15 protein-coding genes and 1 tRNA gene are annotated in these 19327 nt (G+C 60.7%); 3 read left to right on the forward strand and 13 right to left on the reverse strand.

Annotated features, from left to right (window positions below; all coding sequences use genetic code 11):
* Nucleotides 1–100 precede the first annotated feature (100 nt).
* The 11 genes from pqqF to rpsU all read right to left on the reverse strand — a co-directional run bounded on the left by pqqF (nt 101) and on the right by rpsU (nt 15152).
* A complete protein-coding gene (gene pqqF / locus ACZRMO_RS25835) occupies nt 101–2455 on the reverse strand; it encodes a pyrroloquinoline quinone biosynthesis protein PqqF (protein WP_463974716.1) in 2355 nt (784 codons plus the stop codon).
* A 48-nt stretch (nt 2456–2503) separates the two neighbouring features.
* On the reverse strand, nt 2504–3298 hold the full coding sequence (locus tag ACZRMO_RS25840) for a carbon-nitrogen hydrolase family protein (RefSeq protein ID WP_463974717.1): 795 nt from the start codon (nt 3296–3298) through the stop codon (nt 2504–2506).
* Nucleotides 3299–3309: 11 nt separating this feature from the next.
* Entirely contained in the window at nt 3310–5001 is a 1692-nt protein-coding gene (locus tag ACZRMO_RS25845) for a flavin monoamine oxidase family protein (protein WP_207045091.1), read from the reverse strand.
* A gap of 146 nt (nt 5002–5147) precedes the next feature.
* Entirely contained in the window at nt 5148–5594 is a 447-nt protein-coding gene (locus tag ACZRMO_RS25850) for an Lrp/AsnC family transcriptional regulator (RefSeq protein WP_135289036.1), read from the reverse strand.
* 166 nt (nt 5595–5760) lie between these two features.
* Complete coding sequence (locus ACZRMO_RS25855; RefSeq protein ID WP_463974718.1) at nt 5761–6225, reverse strand: DUF2442 domain-containing protein; 465 nt, start codon at nt 6223–6225, stop codon at nt 5761–5763.
* Entirely contained in the window at nt 6213–6443 is a 231-nt protein-coding gene (locus ACZRMO_RS25860) for a DUF4160 domain-containing protein (RefSeq protein WP_463974719.1), read from the reverse strand. The genes ACZRMO_RS25855 and ACZRMO_RS25860 overlap by 13 nt, the downstream gene beginning before the upstream one ends.
* Nucleotides 6444–6643: 200 nt before the next feature.
* Nucleotides 6644–6720: transfer RNA gene (locus ACZRMO_RS25865), tRNA-Ile, on the reverse strand.
* A 15-nt stretch (nt 6721–6735) separates the two neighbouring features.
* Complete coding sequence (locus ACZRMO_RS25870) at nt 6736–10479, reverse strand: EAL domain-containing protein (protein ID WP_463974720.1); 3744 nt, start codon at nt 10477–10479, stop codon at nt 6736–6738.
* Between the two features lie 123 nt (nt 10480–10602).
* Entirely contained in the window at nt 10603–12453 is a 1851-nt protein-coding gene (rpoD, locus tag ACZRMO_RS25875; protein WP_017739518.1) for an RNA polymerase sigma factor RpoD, read from the reverse strand.
* A gap of 67 nt (nt 12454–12520) precedes the next feature.
* The gene (dnaG, locus tag ACZRMO_RS25880; protein ID WP_463974721.1) at nt 12521–14494 is read right to left on the reverse strand and encodes a DNA primase; all 1974 of its coding nucleotides are present in this window, start codon (nt 14492–14494) and stop codon (nt 12521–12523) included.
* A 442-nt stretch (nt 14495–14936) separates the two neighbouring features.
* Nucleotides 14937–15152, reverse strand: a complete 216-nt coding sequence (gene rpsU, locus ACZRMO_RS25885) for a 30S ribosomal protein S21 (RefSeq protein WP_002551877.1) — start codon at nt 15150–15152, stop codon at nt 14937–14939.
* Nucleotides 15153–15354: 202 nt separating this feature from the next.
* Here rpsU and tsaD point away from each other — a divergent pair, with 202 nt between their 5' ends.
* Nucleotides 15355–16380, forward strand: a complete 1026-nt coding sequence (tsaD, locus tag ACZRMO_RS25890) for a tRNA (adenosine(37)-N6)-threonylcarbamoyltransferase complex transferase subunit TsaD (protein WP_017739515.1) — start codon at nt 15355–15357, stop codon at nt 16378–16380.
* A gap of 32 nt (nt 16381–16412) precedes the next feature.
* Here the strand turns inward: tsaD and plsY are convergent, their stop codons facing one another.
* Nucleotides 16413–16982, reverse strand: coding sequence for a glycerol-3-phosphate 1-O-acyltransferase PlsY (plsY, locus tag ACZRMO_RS25895; RefSeq protein ID WP_017739514.1), 570 nt, complete (start codon nt 16980–16982; stop codon nt 16413–16415).
* 74 nt (nt 16983–17056) lie between these two features.
* Between plsY and folB the strand changes: the two genes are divergently transcribed.
* Together folB and folK are read left to right on the forward strand one after the other, a co-directional pair.
* Nucleotides 17057–17410, forward strand: coding sequence for a dihydroneopterin aldolase (folB, locus tag ACZRMO_RS25900; RefSeq protein ID WP_015886183.1), 354 nt, complete (start codon nt 17057–17059; stop codon nt 17408–17410).
* Nucleotides 17401–17919, forward strand: coding sequence for a 2-amino-4-hydroxy-6-hydroxymethyldihydropteridine diphosphokinase (folK, locus tag ACZRMO_RS25905; RefSeq protein ID WP_463974722.1), 519 nt, complete (start codon nt 17401–17403; stop codon nt 17917–17919). The genes folB and folK overlap by 10 nt, the downstream gene beginning before the upstream one ends.
* Nucleotides 17920–18038: 119 nt before the next feature.
* Here folK and ACZRMO_RS25910 read toward each other — a convergent pair whose 3' ends face one another.
* Nucleotides 18039–19268 carry a multifunctional CCA addition/repair protein gene (locus ACZRMO_RS25910; RefSeq protein ID WP_463974723.1) on the reverse strand — a complete coding sequence of 410 codons (1230 nt, stop codon included), beginning with the start codon at nt 19266–19268 and terminating at the stop codon, nt 18039–18041.
* Nucleotides 19269–19327: the final 59 nt, after the last annotated feature.

Here is a 19327-nt window from a genome sequence, read left to right on the forward strand (position 1 = left end):
CCAATCGGAGATGTTCAGCTGTGTGCGTAGGAATAATACTCAGATCTGTTCAAGTTAGCGCTGTCTCGGAGGAAAAAGCCTGTTGCAGGGTTGGCAACGATCAGCCTGGAGACTGCCATTGACCCTGGATGATTGGGCCGTTGGCAATACAACGCCAGCCGCCTGTGGCGTCGATCAATTGCTCGGCGGCGTGTTGCATCTGTTCACGCGTGAGGCCCTGGATTGATTGTTGAAGGTGCTCCAGATATTCCGCCGGATGCCCCACCAGACGCGCGTGCCAGAGCAGTTCGGCGGCCTGGGCGAGGGGTAGCGTCTCAGTTGAAAATTGTCGGGCCAGCGCCAGGTTGCCGAGGTCTTCGCTGCTGCTGATGCGTGCAGGTAACTGCGTGAGGAAGGTGTGCAGGTGTTCGATGATCCCAGCGAGGGACACGCTGGGGGATTGCACACCAAGCAGCAGACCGGTTTGCCCGTTGATCTGTCGGACGCCGCTGAATACCGCGTAGCCGATTTGCAGTTCTACCCGCAGGCGTTGGTAAAACGGGCCCTGGAGCACATGCCCCAGCAGGCGCCACGCGGCCTCATCCGCCAAGGATTGGCTGGGTGTCGGGCAAAACAGCAGCAGGGCGGCTTCGTTGGAATCGGTTTGTACCTCGTGCCAGATGCGCTGACCGCCGAGGGTTGCCGGGACCCGTTCGAGATTTGCAGGGTGCCCGGGCAGGCGGGCCGCTGCGGCTTTGATCGCTGCTTCAGACACGGCGGAAAACCCCAGCCCCAGGCCTTGCCATTGTGCGCTGGCCCAGGTTGCCTCGACGTTTTCCGGCGTGTTGGCGCTGCAGAAAGCGGGCAGCGCCTTGAGCAATTCGCGGATTGCGATCATCGGCGTAGGTGCGCAGGGTGCCTGTTGCGTCTGATTCAGGCTATGCGCCAACGCGTCCAGCACTGCCGGCATGGGTTCGGGTAACCCGACCAGTTTCACCAGCCAGTCATCGCCGACGGTTTCAAACGACAATTCGACGCCCGCTTGGCGAGCATTCTCACGCAATGGATGCAGGGCGCTTTCCAGACCCAAGGGAGCAAAGCGCCAGTGCAGGTACAGCGCAGCTTCATCGGTGTCATCCGCCAACGCTTGGCTGAAGGTGAGTGCCGAGACTTCTCGGCGACCCCGTGAACGGTCCTGGGCGAACGTGCGTAAACCACGATGGGCACTGGTCTGGCCGCGAATCAGTCCGGCGCGTTCTTCCTTGAGCGGCGGGCGCAGGAAGGGATTGTTGGGAGGTAGTTGCCAAGTGTGTCGGGCGGCCGGCAGGTGCAGGGCATCGAGCATGGCTTTGAGGGCGGCGATGCTCTGCTCTGACACGTCTTCGCTGGCGTGTTGAGCCAGGGCCAGGGCGCCTCGGGTCTGTTGCTGGCGAGCGGCGAGCAGGGCGAACTCTTCTTGCAGTGCAGTCCAATCGCTATGTGCGAAAAAGCTCAACCAGTCGTACAGCAAGGATTCAATCAGTGTCGCCTGTTCACCTTGTGCGCCGAGCGTAAAGTCGATAACGAGTACCGCCTGTCCGGCAAAGTGATACAGCACCGTCGCCTGCAAGGCAGTGGCCAGTTGCCGGGTTTGCAGCTCGGCCAACAGCCCGCCTGGCGCCGAGGCGTTGAGCCAGGTGCACAGGAACTCCAGCGCCGCGCGGGGTGCATGGCAAGTGATGACCTGGTGCAGGTGATTGTCGGTGTTGTACTGATAACCCTGGGTTTGGTCGGCCATCAAGGCGGGCGGCGCGGCTTGCGGGTGCAACGGGCCTGTAGACAGCGGATTGCTGAATCGCTGGGCCAGGGCTTCCAGTTCGTCCAACGGTTGCGGGCCAGCAAGGCGCAGAATCATCTGCCCGCTCTGGTAAAACTGCTGATGAAATTCCCGCAAGGCCTGCTGAAATGCCTCACGCTCCACCGGCAGGCTGTCGCGGTTGCCCGCATGAAAGCCGCGCAGCGGATGATCCGCCGCCAAACCTTCCAGCAGCTCCACCTGCTGCTGTGCCTTGGCATCCCGGGACCAGGCAACAAACTCCGCGTGCAGCACTTCGCGCTCGCGCAGTTGATCTTCCAGCGCCAGGCGCGGGTTGGCCAGCATGTCCGCCAAGCGTTCCAACCCATCGGAAAAGGTTGCAACCGGCAGCTCAAAGAAGAACTCGGTGGTGCGCTCACGGGTGCTGGCATTGACCTGGCCACCGTGGCGTTGCACGTAGGCCATCAACCCTTCGTTGGTAGGAAAACGCTCGGTTCCGAGAAACAACAGGTGTTCAAGAAAATGCGCCAAACCTGGCCAAGCCAGCGGCACGTCATGGCTACCGGCAGTCACCCGTAACGCAGCGGCACAGCGCTTCAAGCGTGGCGCATGGAGCAGGGTAACCCGCAGGCCATTGGCGAGGGTCAGTTGACGATCAAGGGGGTGGGCCGGCGCAGGCATGGGCACTTCCGAAACGTAGGAAGTGCCTATGCTAGCAAACCCAATGGGTCAGGGCTTGTGCAGCGCGCCGTACAGTTCGGGGCGGCGGTCGTGCAGGTAGTGGTTGGCGGCGCGGGCATTGAGGATCGATTGGCGCTCCAGGGTGCCGATGATCAAGGCTTCGTCCAGCCCCGCCTGGGCAATACGCTGGCCATCCGGTGCGGCGATGCTGCTTTGCCCGCAGTAGTGGATTTCGCCTTCATGCCCGCAGTAGTTGGCATAAGCCACGTAGCATTGGTTCTCGAAGGCCCGCGCCCGCACGGTGACATCGGCGACGAAGTCGAACGGCACCATGTTCGCCGTGGGCACCAGAATCAGCTCGGCGCCGGCCAGGGCCAGGCGCCGGGTGTTTTCCGGGAACTCCAGGTCGTAGCAGATCAGCATTCCCAGCTTCCAGCCGTTGAGCTCCACCAGCGGCAAGTCGTCGCCGCCGGCGCTGAACATCGAGTGATCAAGGTCGCCAAACAGATGGGTCTTGCGGTAGTTGCACAGGCGTTGGCCGTGGGCGTCGATCAACTGTACGGCGTTGTAGATCTGCCCGTCTTCAGCGCGCTCCGGGTAGCCATACACAATCGCCAGACCCGCGCTTTGCGCCAGTTCGGCAATCGTCTGTGCGCAGGGACCGTCGGCCGCCTCGGCCAAGGCGCCGACTGCTTCGGCGCCGATGTTGTAGCCGCTGAGGAACATCTCCGGCAGCACTAGCACATCGGCGCCGGAGGCTTCATGCGCCAACTGGTGCAGGCGCTTGAGATTGCCGGCCACGTCCAGCGGCAGTGGCGGGCATTGGTACAGGGCGACACGCATGGTTCGGCTCCTTACTCAGCCAGGGCGATCGGGCCGATTGCATCGAACACATCGCCCGGCCCCGGGTTCTCGGGGTGAGTGCTGCCGCCAAAGTGGGTCATGATGCCCCACACCGCGTTCAGCGAAGTTTGCACGGCGCCTTCCACCCAGGCCGGGGTCCAGGAAACGTCGTCACCGGCGATAAAAATCCCACGCTGCTCAGCGGGCATGTCCTTCTGCATGAAGTGCGCATACATACGCTGGTTGTAGCGATAGTGACCGGGCAGCGCGCCTTTGAAGGCCCCGAGGAAGTGCGGGTCGGCTTCCCAGGACACGGTAATCGGGTCGCCGATGATACGCGCCTTGATATCGACTTTCGGGTAGATCTTCTTCAGGGCGTCGAGGGCCAGCTTTACGCGCTTGTCGATGGGCTGCGGGAGCATTTTCAGCGCGTCGCTCATCCACGAGTAAGACAGGCAGATCACGCCCGGTTTGTCGTCGCCGTTGTCGAACAGGTAGGTGCCGCGGGTCAGGCGGTCGGTAAGGGTCATGCTCATCAGGTCGCGGCCGGTTTCCGGATCCTTGTCTTTCCAGAACGGGCGATCGACCATCACGAAGGTCTTCGAGGATTGCATGTAGCGGGTGCGGTCCAGGGCCATCCACATTTTTTGCGAGAACAGGCTTTCGTCGCATTCGATCTGGGTGGTCAGCAGCCAGCTCTGGCAGGTGGTCAGTACGGCGGCGTATTCACGGGTGTCGCCGTAGTTGTCGGTGACGGCGAAACGGCCACCGTCGGCGTGGGCAATGCGCTTCACCCCGGCCCGTGGCGCGCCGCGGTGCAATGAGCTGAGGCTGGTGCCGGCCGGCCAGTGGGCGCAACGTTCCGGCACATGGCGCCAGATGCCCATGGGCACTTGTGCCACGCCGCCGACGACGAGGTGCTGGTGGTCGTCGCAGTTGGTCATGACCACGCGGAAGATTTCCAGCATGGAGTTGGGGAAATCCGAATCCCAGCCACCGGTGCCGAAGCCGACCTGGCCGAAGACTTCGCGGTGCAGGAATGACAGCTTGGCAAACGCCTTGGAGGTGGCGACGAAGTCGTAGAAAGTGCGGTCGTCCCACAGCGGCACGAGCTTGTTCCACAGCTCCTTGAGGCGTGGCACATCACGGTCGCGGATGGCTTGCTGGATATCACCGAACTGCGAGCCGGCCTCCAGGGCATCGGCCCAGGCGTCGGCAACTTCCTGAAACAGCACCGGCAAATCCGACAGTTTTTGTGCGTAGTGAGTCTGGCCTTCCAGGTCGATCACTGTACTGCCAGACGCTGGGGTCAAAGGGTTGGGGAACGGTTTGGTTTCCAGCCCGAGCTTGTCCACGTAGTGGTAGAACGCGGTGGACGATACCGGGAAGCGCATGCCGCCGAGCTCGGCGATGATCCCTTCAGCGCCTTCAAATGCCTGGGAGCGCAAGCGGCCGCCCATTTTCGAGGCTTCGTACACCACGGGCTTGAGGCCCAGCTTCATCAGCTCGTACGCGGCGACCAGGCCGGCAATGCCCGCGCCTACAATCGCTACTTCGGCGCCATGGTGGGCGGCGGGAATGCTACCCAGGCCGGCGGGGTGTTCGATCCAGTCATCAAAGGCGAAGGGGAAGTCCGGGCCAAAGATGGTGATGGGCTTTTTACCGTCTGCTGGGTGGCGATTGTTTTTGTTGAATGGGTTCATGGCTGACCTGGCTAGCAACTCGGCGGGGCACGTCCCGCTGAGTATAGGAAAAGATGGCAGCCAGTTTAGGGAGCGTAGCGCGCGTTAATAAGACGCAATGTGTCGTCGTATTGGATTGTTTTTAGTCAGAGTGACGAAGTTGGCGGTCAAACTGGCTGTCCACGATCCAATTTGTTGCTGAGGATGATCGAGGTGGTGGTTTTCTCCACGCCATCGACGCTGCCGATCTGGTCCAGCAACTGGTCAAGCTGCTCCGGCGAATCGGTGCGCAGCCACGCCACGTAATCGAATTCGCCACTTACGGCGCACAACTGCTGGACCTGGGCCATGGCACTGAGCCTGCGCAGCACTTCCTTGCCCGAACGCGCTTGCACGGTGATCCCCACATACGCCTGCAAACCGCCGTCGACGACGCGTTGGCCAAGGCGTACGCCATAGCCGGTGATCACCTGGGTTTTCTCCAGCCGGGCCAGGCGCGAGGTCACCGTGGTGCGCGCGATGCCTAACTGGCGTGCAAGCATGGCCACGCTTTCGCGCGCGTTGATCTGCAGGGCGGCGATCAGTTGGCGGTCGATTTCATCTAGGGCGGGCAAGGTGAGGCTCCGATGCGGACGGCAATGGGCGGCATGTTACAGGCTTGTGTTGGGGAGCAGGCAGCGCAAGGCGCTGATGTGAGGGAGGATTGAAGAGTCACGGATACGCGAAAGCCGCGCAATGCGCGGCTTTCGGGTGTGATGTGATCAGTCTTTCGCTAACGCGTCATGCGCGCTTGAGCTCGGGTCGCTCCTGCAAGCGATCCCAGCCCAAGCACGCCAGCGCGAGTGTGCGTGGCACTGCTTCGCGACCGTTGCTGTAACGGGTGATGCTGCGCGTGCCGACGCCCAGGGCCTCGGCGGCTTGGGCCAGGTTGAGCCCGGTGCGGGCGCGCCAGCCGATGAAAATTCGGGTGTTTTCATCAGGTGCGGCCTGAGCCAAGGCATCGAGGTACAGTGTGTCGGCGCCGATTTGAATGTCCAACTCGGGCCATTCCACGCTCCAGCCATCATCGCCCAGAGTCGCACCTTTAAAAGCTTCGGCTGCTTGCAACGGTTTCAGGCCAGGATAGGTGGCGACGTCTTTGGTCATATCCAGAAAAAACTGTTGGCCATCGATAAATGTCAGTTCCAGCACATGGCCAGGACGCGCCTGCACAGCCCGCAGGCGAGGGCGTTTCATGGATGCCATTTATGCCATTCCTCCATTAATTCATCTTGGTGCGCTCGCACCCAGGCCAAAGCCTCTTTCAGCACCACCGTCGGCGCTCGGCCGAGCATCGCCTCACATGTTTCAAGGCTTATCAAGACATCGACGCCGCCGCCCGTCAAGTGTACGTGGGGTGGCAGGTTGTCCTTTTCCCGCAGTTCTATGCGGTACTTGTCGCGAAATCGGTATTTGGTAGACATGCCCTGATCGTATCGCCAATTTGGCGATATGAAAATTGGTGGGAAATTGCCATGAGCGATGTCACTAGCCTGTCGAATGCAGATCAATAGGTTTCAACGGTGGACAGTTTGTGGACGGAAAGTGCTTTTCGGTGATTTGGGTAGAGACGTTTGTTGAACGCCAGAAACGCAAAAGCCGCGCAATGCGCGGCTTTCTTGTTTGGTGGGCCCACACGGACTTGAACCGTGGACCAAAGGATTATGAGTCCTCTGCTCTGACCAACTGAGCTATAGGCCCTTAACAGGTCGCGGATTATAGCGACGGTTTCTCTGCTGTGCTATCCGAAAAATCCTCAAGGCTCATACGAAGAAAGCTCGCGGCAAAAAGCTCGGGCGGTAGGGGCAGGCTGACGATGTAGCCTTGCATCTGTTCGCAGCCTTCTGCGGCAAGGAATGCTTGTTGCGCGGGGTTTTCCACGCCTTCGGCGATGATGGTGAATTGCATGCTGTGGCCCAGGGCGATGATGGCGCGCACGATGGCAGCGTCGTGGGGGTCGTCGGGCAGGCCGCGGACGAAGGATTGGTCGATTTTCAGGAAGTCCAGCGGCAGGCGCTTGAGGTAGCTGAGGGATGAGTAGCCGGTGCCAAAGTCGTCAATCGCCAGTTGTACGCCCAGGTGCTTGAGTTGGTGCAGGACTCCCAGCGCTTCTTCGGCCTGGCTCATGATGAAGTTTTCGGTGATTTCCAATTGCAGGCAGCCGGGTTCGAGGCGGTAGTCGTGCAGCAGTTGTTCGATGCGTGACAGCAGGTTGGGGTGGCGCAGTTGCGCACCGGCGAGGTTGACCGAGAGTGTGCCGAAGTCGTCGTAAGTGCGATGCCAGGTGTGCATTTGTCGGCAGGCTTGTTCGAGTACCCAGTCGCCAATCTGCAGGATCATGCCGTTTTCTTCGGCCAGGGCAATGAAATGCTCGGGAGGTACGTCGCCGAAGGTCGGGTGGTGCCAGCGGATGAGGGCTTCTGCGCCGATCAGCTCTTGTGTCACCAGGCTGAGTTTTGGCTGGTAGTACAGGCTCAGTTCGTCGCGTTCGATGGCGCGGCGCAGTTCGTGCTCCAGCGCTACGCGTTCGTTGGCTTGGGCGGTGAGGTCGCGGGTGTAACTTTCGACCCGGTTGCGGCCCTTGGCCTTGGAGCGGTACATCGCGGCGTCGGCGTTCTTAACCAGGGTGGCCACGTCGGTGCCGTCCTGTGGGTAGAGGCTGGTGCCGATACTGGCACTGATAAAGAACTCGTGTTCGCCGGCCTGGAACGGTGGGGTGAAGCACGCCAGCAGTTTGTTCGCGAGGTAGTCGGCGTCGGTGGCGTGTTGCAGGCCTGGCAGCAGGATGATGAATTCATCGCCACCGAGGCGGGCGACGGTGTCGATGTCGCGCAGTTGTTCCTTGAGGCGCACGGCGATGTCTTTGAGCAAGAGGTCGCCAATGGGGTGGCCGAGGCTGTCGTTGATGTGTTTGAAGCGGTCGAGGTCGAGAAACAGCACGGCGCCTTGTTTGCCGGTTTCTTGATGGCCGTTGAGGGCGGCCTGCAGTCGGTTTTCGAACAGTGTGCGGTTGGGCAGGCCGGTCAGGGGATCGTGGTGCGCCTGATAGTCGAGGCGCGCCTGGGCCAGCTTGAGGCTGGAGATATCGGCAAACACGGCGACAAAGTGCGTGATCAACTGCTCGCGGTTGCGCACGGCGCTGATCGTCAGCCAGCTGGGATAAACCTCGCCATTCTTGCGGCGGTTGGAAATCTCGCCCTGCCAATGCCCTTGGGCCGTCAGTTGATGCCACATCGCGGCATAAAACGCGCTGTCGTGCAGCCCGGAGGCGAGCAGGCGCGGAGTGTGGCCCAGGGCTTCGGCCTCGCTGTAGCCGGTGATCTCGCTGAAGGCGCGGTTGACTGCGCTGATGTTCTGCCGGGTGTCGGTGATCAGCACGCCTTCGGCGGTGCTTTCGAAGACCGTGGCGGCCTGTTGCAGCTTCTCCTGCATGAGTTGGCGTTCGGTGATGTCGCGGGCGATGGTGAGCATGCAGTCGTCATCGCCAATGGGCAGTGGCCGGCTGGATAACTCGCAGAGGCGGATCTGCCCGTCGCTGCGGCGGATATGGCAGATGAAGTCGCGGACATAACCGTCGCGGTGCATCAGTTCCAGCATGTGCTTGCGTTCGTTGAGATCGACCCAGATGCCCAGGTCCAGGGCTGATTGGTCGAGGGATGCCGCACTGTTGAAACCGGTAATACGGCTGAAGCCATCGTTCACTTCGATCAGCAGGCCATCGCTCTGGCGGCTCAATAGCAGGCCGTCGGGTGAGGCATGGAACGCCTTGGCGAATTTCTCTTCGGAAGTTTGCAGTTGCTGCTGGGTTTCCTTGAGCTGGGAGATGTCGCGCACCACCACCACGATGGCTTCGATGGTGTCGAGCTGGAACGGTTCGGCGGAAATCAGGCCGGTAAAGGCTTGGCCGTTGCTGCGCCGAAAGGGCATCTCCAGGTTGCGGATACTGGATGTCTGCACCCGTTGCAGCAGGTCCGGGCCAGTGCCCTCGGTCCCCCAGATGTTGAGCGCCGTACCGGTTTTACCCACCACCTCTTCGGCGCCCAGGCCAACCTGATCTTCGAACGCCTTGTTCACTTCCAGCAGGCAGCCATCGGACAGTCGGGCGAGTATCAATATGTCCGGGCATTGCTGAAACACCGAGGCAAACTTTTGCTCGGACAGTTGCAGGGCTTCTTCCGTGCGCTTGGCTTCGCTGATGTCGATCATCAAGCCGCGCAAAACTGGCTCATGGCCGTGTTCTATCAGGCTGACAATATCGCGCACCCACAGGCAGTGGCCATTGGCGGTGATGACGCGGTAATCAATGCTGTGGTCGCGGTTGGCGCGGGTTTCGCGCAAGCAATAGGTTTCGGCGCGTGTCAGGTCGGCTGGGTGAATGATGTTGCGCCAGAAGCCGGGGATCAACCAGTGTGCGCGGGGATAGCCCAGCAGCTCCTCGGCGTGGGGTGACACGTAGCTGTAGGTGAAATCGACAACGCTGGCTTCCCACGCGATGGCGGACAGGCTCTCCACCAGGCCGCGATAGTGGTATTCGCTGCTGCGCAGCTCTTGCTCGAGCGCAACGCGGCGGGATATCTCCGAGCTGAGCCGGCGATTGATGCGAATGACGATGGCCAGTACGGTGCTCAGCAGCAATACCGCCGGCAAGCCGTAGGTCAGCAGGTCGGTCCAGAATTCACGGTGATCGGTAATGCTGCCCACCCAGTGTTGCTGGATGGCATCGGTTTCTTGTGGGCTGAGGTCGGCGAGGACTTTATCGAGGATGCCGACCAGCATTTTGTTGTCCCGGGGTACGCCCATCGCCAGTTGGTAGCGATAGGGCGTTTCGCCACTGACGTACAAGCCATCGAGCTTCAGTTGGCGCAGGCTCCAGACGCTGGAGGCGAGGTCGCCGACCACGGCATCCACTTCGTCGGTGGCCAGTGCTTGCAGGGTCGAGCTGACATTCGGCATGGCCACCAGGTTGAGGTCAGGGTGGTGAGTGCGCAGCAGTTCATGGGGCGCGTAATTCTCCACAACTGCAATCTTCAGCCCGTAGAGGTCCTTGAGGTTACGCGGCTTGGCGCCGCCCTCATGGGCCAGGATCACGATGGGAAAGTCCAGGTAGGGGCGCGTGAACGCTATGTAGCTCTGGCGTTCCGGGGTGGACATGATGCCGGGCAGCAAATCGAGCTGGTTGTTCCTGGCCTGTTCGAGCACAGCGCTCCAACTGGCCGGTTCGATCAGCTTGATCCTCACGCCCAGACGGTCCTGGATCAGGCGCACGTAATCAGCGGCCAGGCCTTGATAGTGGCCATTTTCATCGCGGTATTCGAAGGGTGGCCATGACGCATCCACCCCCAGCCGCAGCTCCTGATGGTCCGCCAGCCAGCCACGCTCATCATCGGTAAGAGTCAACGCGCCAGCCGTTGCGGTCCAGGTCAGCAGCGACAGCAGCAACACAGTCGGCAATCTGGGCATAACGGTCTCGTTATGGCACGGGGAATGTTTCGAGTGTAGACGGGCATTGCGGGGGGGAGGGGGGTTACGCAGAGTTTTATCGATGCAAAACAAAACCCCCGGCCTGGGCCGGGGGTTCTGGTATCACTCGTCGAGGAAGGAGCGCAGATGCTCGCTTCGCGTCGGGTGGCGCAACTTGCGCAGCGCCTTGGCTTCGATCTGACGGATCCGCTCGCGGGTCACGTCAAACTGCTTACCGACTTCCTCAAGGGTGTGGTCGGTATTCATGTCGATGCCGAAACGCATGCGCAGTACCTTGGCTTCACGGGCAGTGAGGCCGGACAGTACGTCGCGAGTCGCTTCTTTAAGGCTCTCAACGGTGGCGACATCGATTGGCGACTGCATGGTCGAGTCTTCGATGAAGTCACCCAGATGGGAGTCTTCGTCATCACCAATCGGGGTTTCCATGGAGATCGGCTCTTTAGCGATCTTCAATACCTTGCGGATTTTATCCTCAGGCATTTCCATGCGTTCGCCCAGCTCTTCCGGGGTCGGTTCGCGACCCATTTCCTGCAACATCTGCCGGGAAATACGGTTGAGCTTGTTGATGGTCTCGATCATGTGCACCGGAATACGGATGGTGCGGGCCTGGTCGGCGATCGAGCGAGTGATCGCCTGACGGATCCACCAGGTGGCATAAGTCGAGAACTTGTAGCCGCGACGGTATTCGAACTTGTCCACAGCCTTCATCAAGCCAATGTTGCCTTCCTGGATCAGATCGAGGAATTGCAGGCCACGGTTGGTGTACTTCTTGGCGATGGAGATCACCAGACGCAAGTTCGCTTCAACCATCTCTTTCTTCGCGCGGCGGGCCTTGGCCTCACCGATCGACATGCGACGGTTGATGTCCTTGATCTCGGCAATTGTCAGGCCGGTCTCGGTTTCAAGCGCAGTCAGCTTTTGCTGGCAACGGATGATGTCCGGTTGCAGGCGACCGATGGCTTCAGCGTATTTCGCCTTGCCTTTGGCCAGAGCGTCGGACCAGCTTTCGTCAACTTCGTTGCCCGGGAACTGGCGCAGGAAGTCGGTACGCGGCATGCGCGCATCACGGACACAGAGCTGCATGATCGCACGCTCTTGTGCACGCAGACGCTCAAGGGCGCTACGAACGCGTTCAACCAGGCCTTCGAATTGCTTCGGGACCAGCTTGATCGGCATGAACAGCTCAGCCAGGGCCAGCAGCTCGGCGATTGCCTGCTTGTTGGCGCGACCGTGCTTCTTCAAGGCCTTGCGGGTGATTTCCATTTGATCGGAAACCGCACCGAAACGCTGGGCAGCGATGATCGGGTCTGGACCGCTTTCGACTTCTTCTTCGTCGTCGGTGCTGGCTTCAGCCTCGTCGTCGTCGGTGTCATCGTCCGCTTTCGCGGCTTTGGCATCGACAGGCGGCGGTACTTCGGCAGCTGGCGGCGCGATGCCGTCGTCCGGGTCGATATAACCGCTCAGGACGTCGGACAGGCGGCCACCTTCGGTGGTGACGCGAGTGTACTCGGAGAGAATGTGGTCAACCGTGCCAGGGAAGTGCGCGATTGCGCCCATCACTTCACGGATACCCTCTTCAATACGCTTGGCGATTTCGATTTCGCCTTCGCGTGTCAGCAACTCGACGGTACCCATTTCACGCATATACATGCGCACAGGGTCAGTCGTGCGACCGATGTCGGTCTCCACCGCGGCCAACGCAGCAGCGGCTTCTTCAGCGGCTGCCTCGTCGGTATCGGCGTCGGCCAACATAAGGGCGTCCGCATCCGGAGCACTCTCGTGTACGGGGATCCCCATGTCATTAATCATGCGGATGATGTCTTCCACCTGCTCTGGATCTGAAATATCCTCAGGCAAGTGATCGTTGACCTCTGCGTAAGTCAGATACTTCTGCTCACGACCAAGGGTGATCAACTCTTTGATACGAGACTGCTGTTGCGCTTTTCCGGACATAACACCCTATCCACTGAAGGTCTTGGCGGGCAAAAAACAAGCCGAGGATTATACCCGAGCTATGACCTCACACGCCAGCTGAGGTCGGGTTTGATGCGGAAACATTCTGTTTTAAGAGGTCGCGCATCTGTTTTGCTATCTGAATTTGCTCTTCAGCCGATAATCCTGGCTGCCTCGCTCTCTTGATGAGTTCGTCGAGGGTCTGCGTGTGCTGGCCCTCGGATAACCTAGTAATGGTGTCTAAAAACTGTTGTTCAAGGTTGTCGCCGTCAATTAGCCACTCCTTTTCCGCGAGTGCTTTCAACAAACGTCCTTGTTCGGTGCCGTGCCAGCGAGCCATCAACTGAATTGAGTTTAGCTTAGGATTTTTCTGCACTGCTTCAATCAGCGCGATTAGCACCTGGGCGTACGTGTTGCTGGCGTTGGCAAAGTGATCGGCGCTTTCAACCTTGCCCGCCAATTGCGGGTGATGGATGAGCGTGCGCAGGGCAATCAAGGTTGGCGCTTCTACGGCGACTGGGGTGCGTGGGGCGTAGGCCTCGTCACGATCACCGCGCTTGCCGTTCTTGCTCCACGGTTTCTTGTCCCATTGCTTGCCGCCGGCGCCGGGCTTTTTCGGGGTCCACTCCTGCTGGGGCGTGTAGGCCTCGTGCGGTTGGTGGAAGTCGGCATAGTCCGGCATGGCGTCGTAATCCATGCCGGGGTCGTAGGCCGGCGGCGCGGCATCTTGCGGTGCGCTGTGGGCCAGCTGGCTGACCGCCTCGCCACTTAAACCGGTGATTTCCTGCAAGCGCTGGCGCATCAAGGTGCGCAAGTTGGCACCCGGCACCTTGTCGATCAACGGCGCAGCGAGGGTGGCCATGTGGGCCTTGCCTTCGAGGGAGCGCGGATCGGCCTCTTCGGTCAGTTGCTGGAAGAAGTAGTCTGCCAGCGGCTGCGCATGTTGATTGATGCGTGCGCGGAATGCGTCGGTGCCTTCGGAGCGGACCAGGGTGTCCGGGTCTTCGCCTTCGGGCAGGAACAAAAAGCGCGCGCGGCGCCCATCCTGCAGGCTCGACAGTGTGGCTTCGAGGGCGCGCCAGGCGGCGTTGCGGCCGGCCTGGTCGCCGTCGAAGCAAAACAAGACGCTGGGCACTACACGAAACAGGCGCTTCAAATGTTCTTCGCTGGTGGCGGTACCCAGGGTTGCCACTGCGTTGCGCAGGCCCTGCTGGGCGAGTGCGATCACGTCCATATAGCCTTCAACCACGATGATTTCATCGAGGTTGCGGTTGTTCTTGCGCGCTTCGAACAGCCCGTAGAGTTCCTGGCCCTTATGGAATACCGGGGTTTCCGGGGAGTTCAGGTACTTGGGCTTGTCGTCCCCCAATACACGGCCACCAAAGGCGATGATACGGCCACGGCTGTCGCGGATCGGGAACATCACGCGGTCGCGGAAGCGGTCGTAGCGCTTGCCGGTCTCGGCGTTCTCCACCAGCAGGCCGGCGTCAATCATGGCTTTTTGTTGCAGGGTGTCGCTGCTCAGGTGCTTGTACAGGCTGTCCCAGCCGGGCGGGGCAAAACCCAGGCCGAAGTCGCGGGCGATTTCGCCAGTGAGGCCGCGCCCCTTGAGGTAGTCGACGGCGGCCTTGCGTTGCGGATGGCTTTTAAGCGCCTGACGATAAAAGTCGGCAGCGGCCGTCAGCAGTGGGTACAGCGGCGAATCGGTGGGTTGGCGCGGTTTGTGCGGGCGGCCACTTTCTTCGCGCGGGACTTCCATGCCGGCAGCCTTCGCCAGGTCCTCGATGGCCTGGGGGAAATCCAGGTTGTCGTGGTCCATGAGAAAGCCGAGGGCGTTGCCACCCGCGCCGCAGCCGAAGCAGTAGTAGAACTGCTTGTCGGGGCTGACGCTGAACGACGGGGTTTTCTCTTTGTGAAACGGGCAGCAGGCGGTGTAGTTCTTGCCGGCTTTTTTCAGTTGCACGCGTGAGCTGACAACATCGACGATGTCGGTGCGGTTCAGAAGGTCGTCAATAAAGCTCTGGGGAATCAGCCCGGCCATGGCGTTCTCGTCATCACTGCGTGTAAATGAGGGCCCGCGATGTGCTCGGGCGCACTTATCGTGGCTCGATCATCAACTGTCTGCTTGGGCTTTCAGGAAGTGTATCTGCCGTTCATTCACTGACGTTAATTTCAATCAGCTTTTCGGCATGGAAATGTTGCCCCGGCATCCGGTGTTGGCCAATGGTGGGCCTCGGAAGCTCGTGCAGGCACAGCCGACTCAGTTGATCGCCTGTTTGAAGAATAAGTGTGCTCGTCAGTAGCCTTGTTAGACTCGTCAGAAGAGACGTGCACCGCTGGCAGAAGAGCCAGTCCTGACGTGTGAAGCAGTTGTTTCGGTCGCGTGTGCGGCGTCAACAGTGAAGCATCAAGCGATATCCGCAAATGCCAACAGCCCGGCTGAGGGCCGGGCTTGGCAGAAGCTTGCTACGAACGTCTGTGTATTAGTACAGACGAACGGCGCGGCGCTGTTCGCGCTGAACTTTCTTAGCGTGACGCTTAACAGCGGCTGCTGCTTTGCGCTTACGCTCAGAAGTTGGCTTCTCGTAAAATTCGCGGCTACGAACTTCAGCCAGTACACCGGCTTTTTCGCAGGAGCGCTTGAAACGACGCAGAGCTACGTCGAAGGGTTCGTTCTCTTTAACTTTGACGGCTGGCATCCAGAGCTACCTTCTTTCATTACCGGGATCAACGTTCTCGTCGCAAGAAATTCGCGGCTGAGGTCGTCGGTTTTTAAGGGTTGCGGATGTTAACCCCTCATTGCCCGGAATGCAAAGCCTCTGATCGAAAACCGCTAGTCGGGAGGGGGAGTGGCGACTATTATGCGCGCCTTCGAATTCAGCCTCTACAAGGCGCAAACCCATGCTAGTACTGGGACTTGAAACCTCCTGCGACGAAACCGGTGTCGCACTTTACGACAGTGAACGCGGGCTTTTGGCCGATGCACTGTTCAGTCAGATCGACCTGCACCGCGCCTATGGTGGCGTGGTGCCGGAGCTTGCCAGCCGCGATCACGTCAAACGCATGCTGCCGTTGATTCGCCAGGTGCTGGACGAGGCCGGCTGCGTGCCGACCGAGATCGACGCGATTGCCTACACCGCAGGCCCTGGATTGGTCGGAGCCCTGCTGGTTGGGGCTTCTTGCGCCCAGGCGCTGGCGTTTGCCTGGGGCATTCCGGCCCTCGGCGTGCACCACATGGAAGGCCATTTACTGGCGCCGATGCTGGAAAAAACACCGCCCGAGTTCCCGTTCGTCGCTTTGTTGGTTTCCGGCGGTCACACGCAGCTGGTTCAGGTGGATGGCATCGGCCAATACACCCTGCTGGGCGAATCGTTGGACGACGCCGCCGGCGAAGCCTTCGACAAGACCGCGAAGATGATGGGCCTCAATTATCCAGGTGGCCCGGAAATCGCCCGTCTTGCCGAAAAAGGTGTGGCCGGTCGCTATACCTTTCCGCGGCCGATGTGTGATCGCCCGGGCCTGATGTTCAGCTTCAGCGGCCTGAAAACCTCTGCGCTGAATACCTGGCAGCACAGCGTCAGCGCCGGGGACGACAGTGAGCAAGCCCGTTGCGACATCGCACTGGCGTTCCAGCAGGCCGTGGTGGAGACTTTGACCATCAAGTGCAAGCGCGCCCTCAAGCAGGCCGGCATGAAGCGCCTGGTGATTGCTGGCGGCGTCAGCGCCAACAAGGCGTTGCGCACGTCGTTGGAAAAAATGCTCGGCGACATGAAAGGGGATGTGTTCTATGCGCGCCCTGAGTTCTGCACCGATAACGGCGCGATGATCGCCTATGCCGGCTGCCAGCGCTTGCAGGCCGGGCAGCATGAAAGCCTGGCGATCAGCGTGCAGGCACGCTGGCCGATGGAGCAGTTGTCGCCGCTGTAACGCGTAACGTGAGCCGGGTTCATCGCGGGTATTTAAAAATGCCGTTCGCGCCCGGCAAACAGGTCGCGTAAATTGCCGCGGTGGCGCCAGACGATCAGCAGTGTCAGCACGCTCATCGGCAACAGCGCCGCCGGTTCCTGCCAGGCCAGTAGCGGCAGGGTCAGCGGGGTGGCGATCAGCGCGGCGAGCGAGCTGGTGCGGGTCAGGTAGAACGTCAGCAGCCAGGCGATAACGGCCAGCAAGGCCGCCGGTGGGTAGATCCCCAGCAGCATGCCGGCTGCCGTAGCCACACCCTTGCCGCCGCGAAAGCGAAAGTACAGGGGAAACAGATGGCCGAGGACGGCGCATACGCCGATCCACGCCTGCTGTTGCAGGGTAAGGCCGGCGAGGCTGGCGATCAGTACGGGCAACAGGCCCTTGCACAGGTCGCCCAGCAACGTCAGCACGGCGAGCTTCTTGCCGGCCAGGCGCAACATATTGGTGGCGCCGGCATTGCCTGAGCCACTCATTCGCGGGTCGGGATTTCCCGTCAGGCGGCTGAGCAAAATGGCGAAGGACAGCGAGCCGAGCAGGTAGGCGAGAATCGCCAGTGACCAAAACATGCTAACTATTCCGGGCGAGGACGCCCTGATTCTAACGGGGCATTGCGCCCTTGTCGTGCTGCGGAGAAGAGTGCTTGGACAGAGTGTTTATCGAAGGCCTGGAAGTTGACACCGTAATCGGGGCCTACGACTGGGAGCGCGGAATCCGCCAATGCCTGCGCCTGGACCTGAGCTTTGCCTGGGACAACCGCCCGGCTGCGGCCGGTGACGACCTGACCCTGGCCCTGGACTACGCCAGCGTGTCCGCACGTATCCAGGCGTTTGCCGAGCAATCCCAATATCAGCTGGTGGAAACCTTCGCCGAGCGCCTGGCCGAAGTGTTGATGAGTGAGTTCCAGATTCCCTGGCTGCACCTCAAGTTGACCAAGCCCGGGGCCGTTCCGGCTGCCAAGGGTGTGGGCGTGGAGATCGAGCGCGGATGTCGCTAACTCAGGTTTACCTTGGCCTTGGCAGCAATATCGAGCGCGAGACTCATCTGTGCGCCGGCCTTGACGCGCTGGCGAGTTTTTTGACGGATATCCGCTGCTCGGCGGTGTTCGAAAGCCAGCCGGTGGGGATCAAGAGTGGTCCGTTCTTCAATATGGTGGTGTCGGCCTATACCGACCTGCCGCTGATGGAGCTGGATCGCCGCTTGAAATTCATCGAGGCCGACAATGGCCGTTATGCGCCGGATCGCAAGGGCCTGCCGCTGGACATCGACGTACTGTTGTACGGCGATCTGGTGGGCAATTTCGATGGCTTGATCCTGCCGCGTGCAGAAATCCTCAAGAACGCCTTCGTGTTGTGGCCTCTGTCGTTGATGGCGCCGCAGCGTGTGCATCCTGAGGTGGGCAAGACGTTGGCCGAGCTGTGGCGCGATGCGCAGATCGACCAAGTGCTGGCGCCTGTCGGGTTTGAATGGCAGGGCCAGCAGCTCACACCCAACGAGCTTCTGTAGGCACTGAGCTTTCTGTGGCGAGGGAGCTTGCTCCCGCTGGGCTGCGTAGCGGCCCCAAAATCCTGGGAGCGCTGCGCACTCCAGCGGGAGCAAGCTCCCTCGCCACACTGGATTGGCGTCTACAGGGAGTGTTGCTCTTTGTAGGCTTTCAGCGTCTTGAGCCGTTCGCGCTTGAGCGCTTCGCCCAGTTCCGGGCCTTTGAAGCCTTGCTCCAGCAGTGGCGCCACCGCCACTTCGCGTGCAGCCTTGGCTGCGCCGCGCAAATAATCGGCCTGTGGATAACTGCGTTGCTCGAAACCCTTGCGGCCCCGGGCGTCCATTTCACAGGCGACCACAAACTCTTCAAAGCGCTGCGGGCGACGGTACACGTCAAAACTCTGTAGCAACTCCAGCAAAGTCGAGGCCTTAAGCTCCAGGGCGCGGTGCCCGTGGGTGTGATACTGGCAAACCAGCAGCGCCAGCTCCTGGCAATCCCTCGGTACCTTGAAGCGTTCGTTGACCGCCTTGACCAGCTTCAGGCCGGTGTGTTCGTGGGCAATATGCTGCGGCAACTTATCCACAGGCGTCAGGCCTTTGCCCAGGTCATGCAGCAGGCAGGCCCAGCGCACGGTCAGTGGCTGTTTGTGCAAGGCGGCCTGTTCCAGCACGCTCAAGGTGTGTACGCCGGTGTCGATTTCGGGGTGATGGGCCGCAGGTTGCGGCACGCCGAAGAGCGCATCCACCTCCGGCATCAAGGTTTCCAGTGCAGCGCAATCCCGTAGGACCTGGATGAATACCTGGGGCTGATCTTCCATCAGTGCGCGGGAGATTTCTTTCCAGCTGCGCTCCGGGGTCAGGGCTTCCAGTTCGCCGGATGCGCTGAGTTGGCGCATCAATTCCAGGGTTGGCGGCGCAATGGTGAAACCCAGGTTGGCGTAGCGTGCAGCGAAGCGGGCAACGCGCAGGACTCGCAGTGGATCTTCGGCGAACGCGGGGGAAACATGACGTAAAACGCGCGCTTCGAGATCAAGCTGGCCGCCGTAAGGGTCGGTCACATTGCCATCGTCGTCTTCCGCCATCGCATTGATGGTCAGGTCGCGGCGGATCAGGTCTTCTTCCAGCGTGACGTCAGGGCTGGCGTGGAACACAAAGCCACCGTAACCCCGGCCGCTCTTGCGTTCGGTGCGGGCGAGGGCGTACTCGTCGCCGTTTTTCGGGTCGAGGAACACCGGGAAGTCCGAGCCCACCGGTTTATAGCCCAAGGCGAGCATCTCTTCGGCCGTGGCGCCAACCACGACACGGTCTATGTCGGTGACCGGGATGCCCAGCAGGCGATCGCGTACCGCGCCGCCGACTTTGTAGATTTTCATGAAAAAGCCTCCATTAGCCCCACAGGATAACGCCTGCGCCTGGCCAATGGAGGCTTTGC

Source organism: Pseudomonas sp. B611 (genome assembly GCF_055407965.1).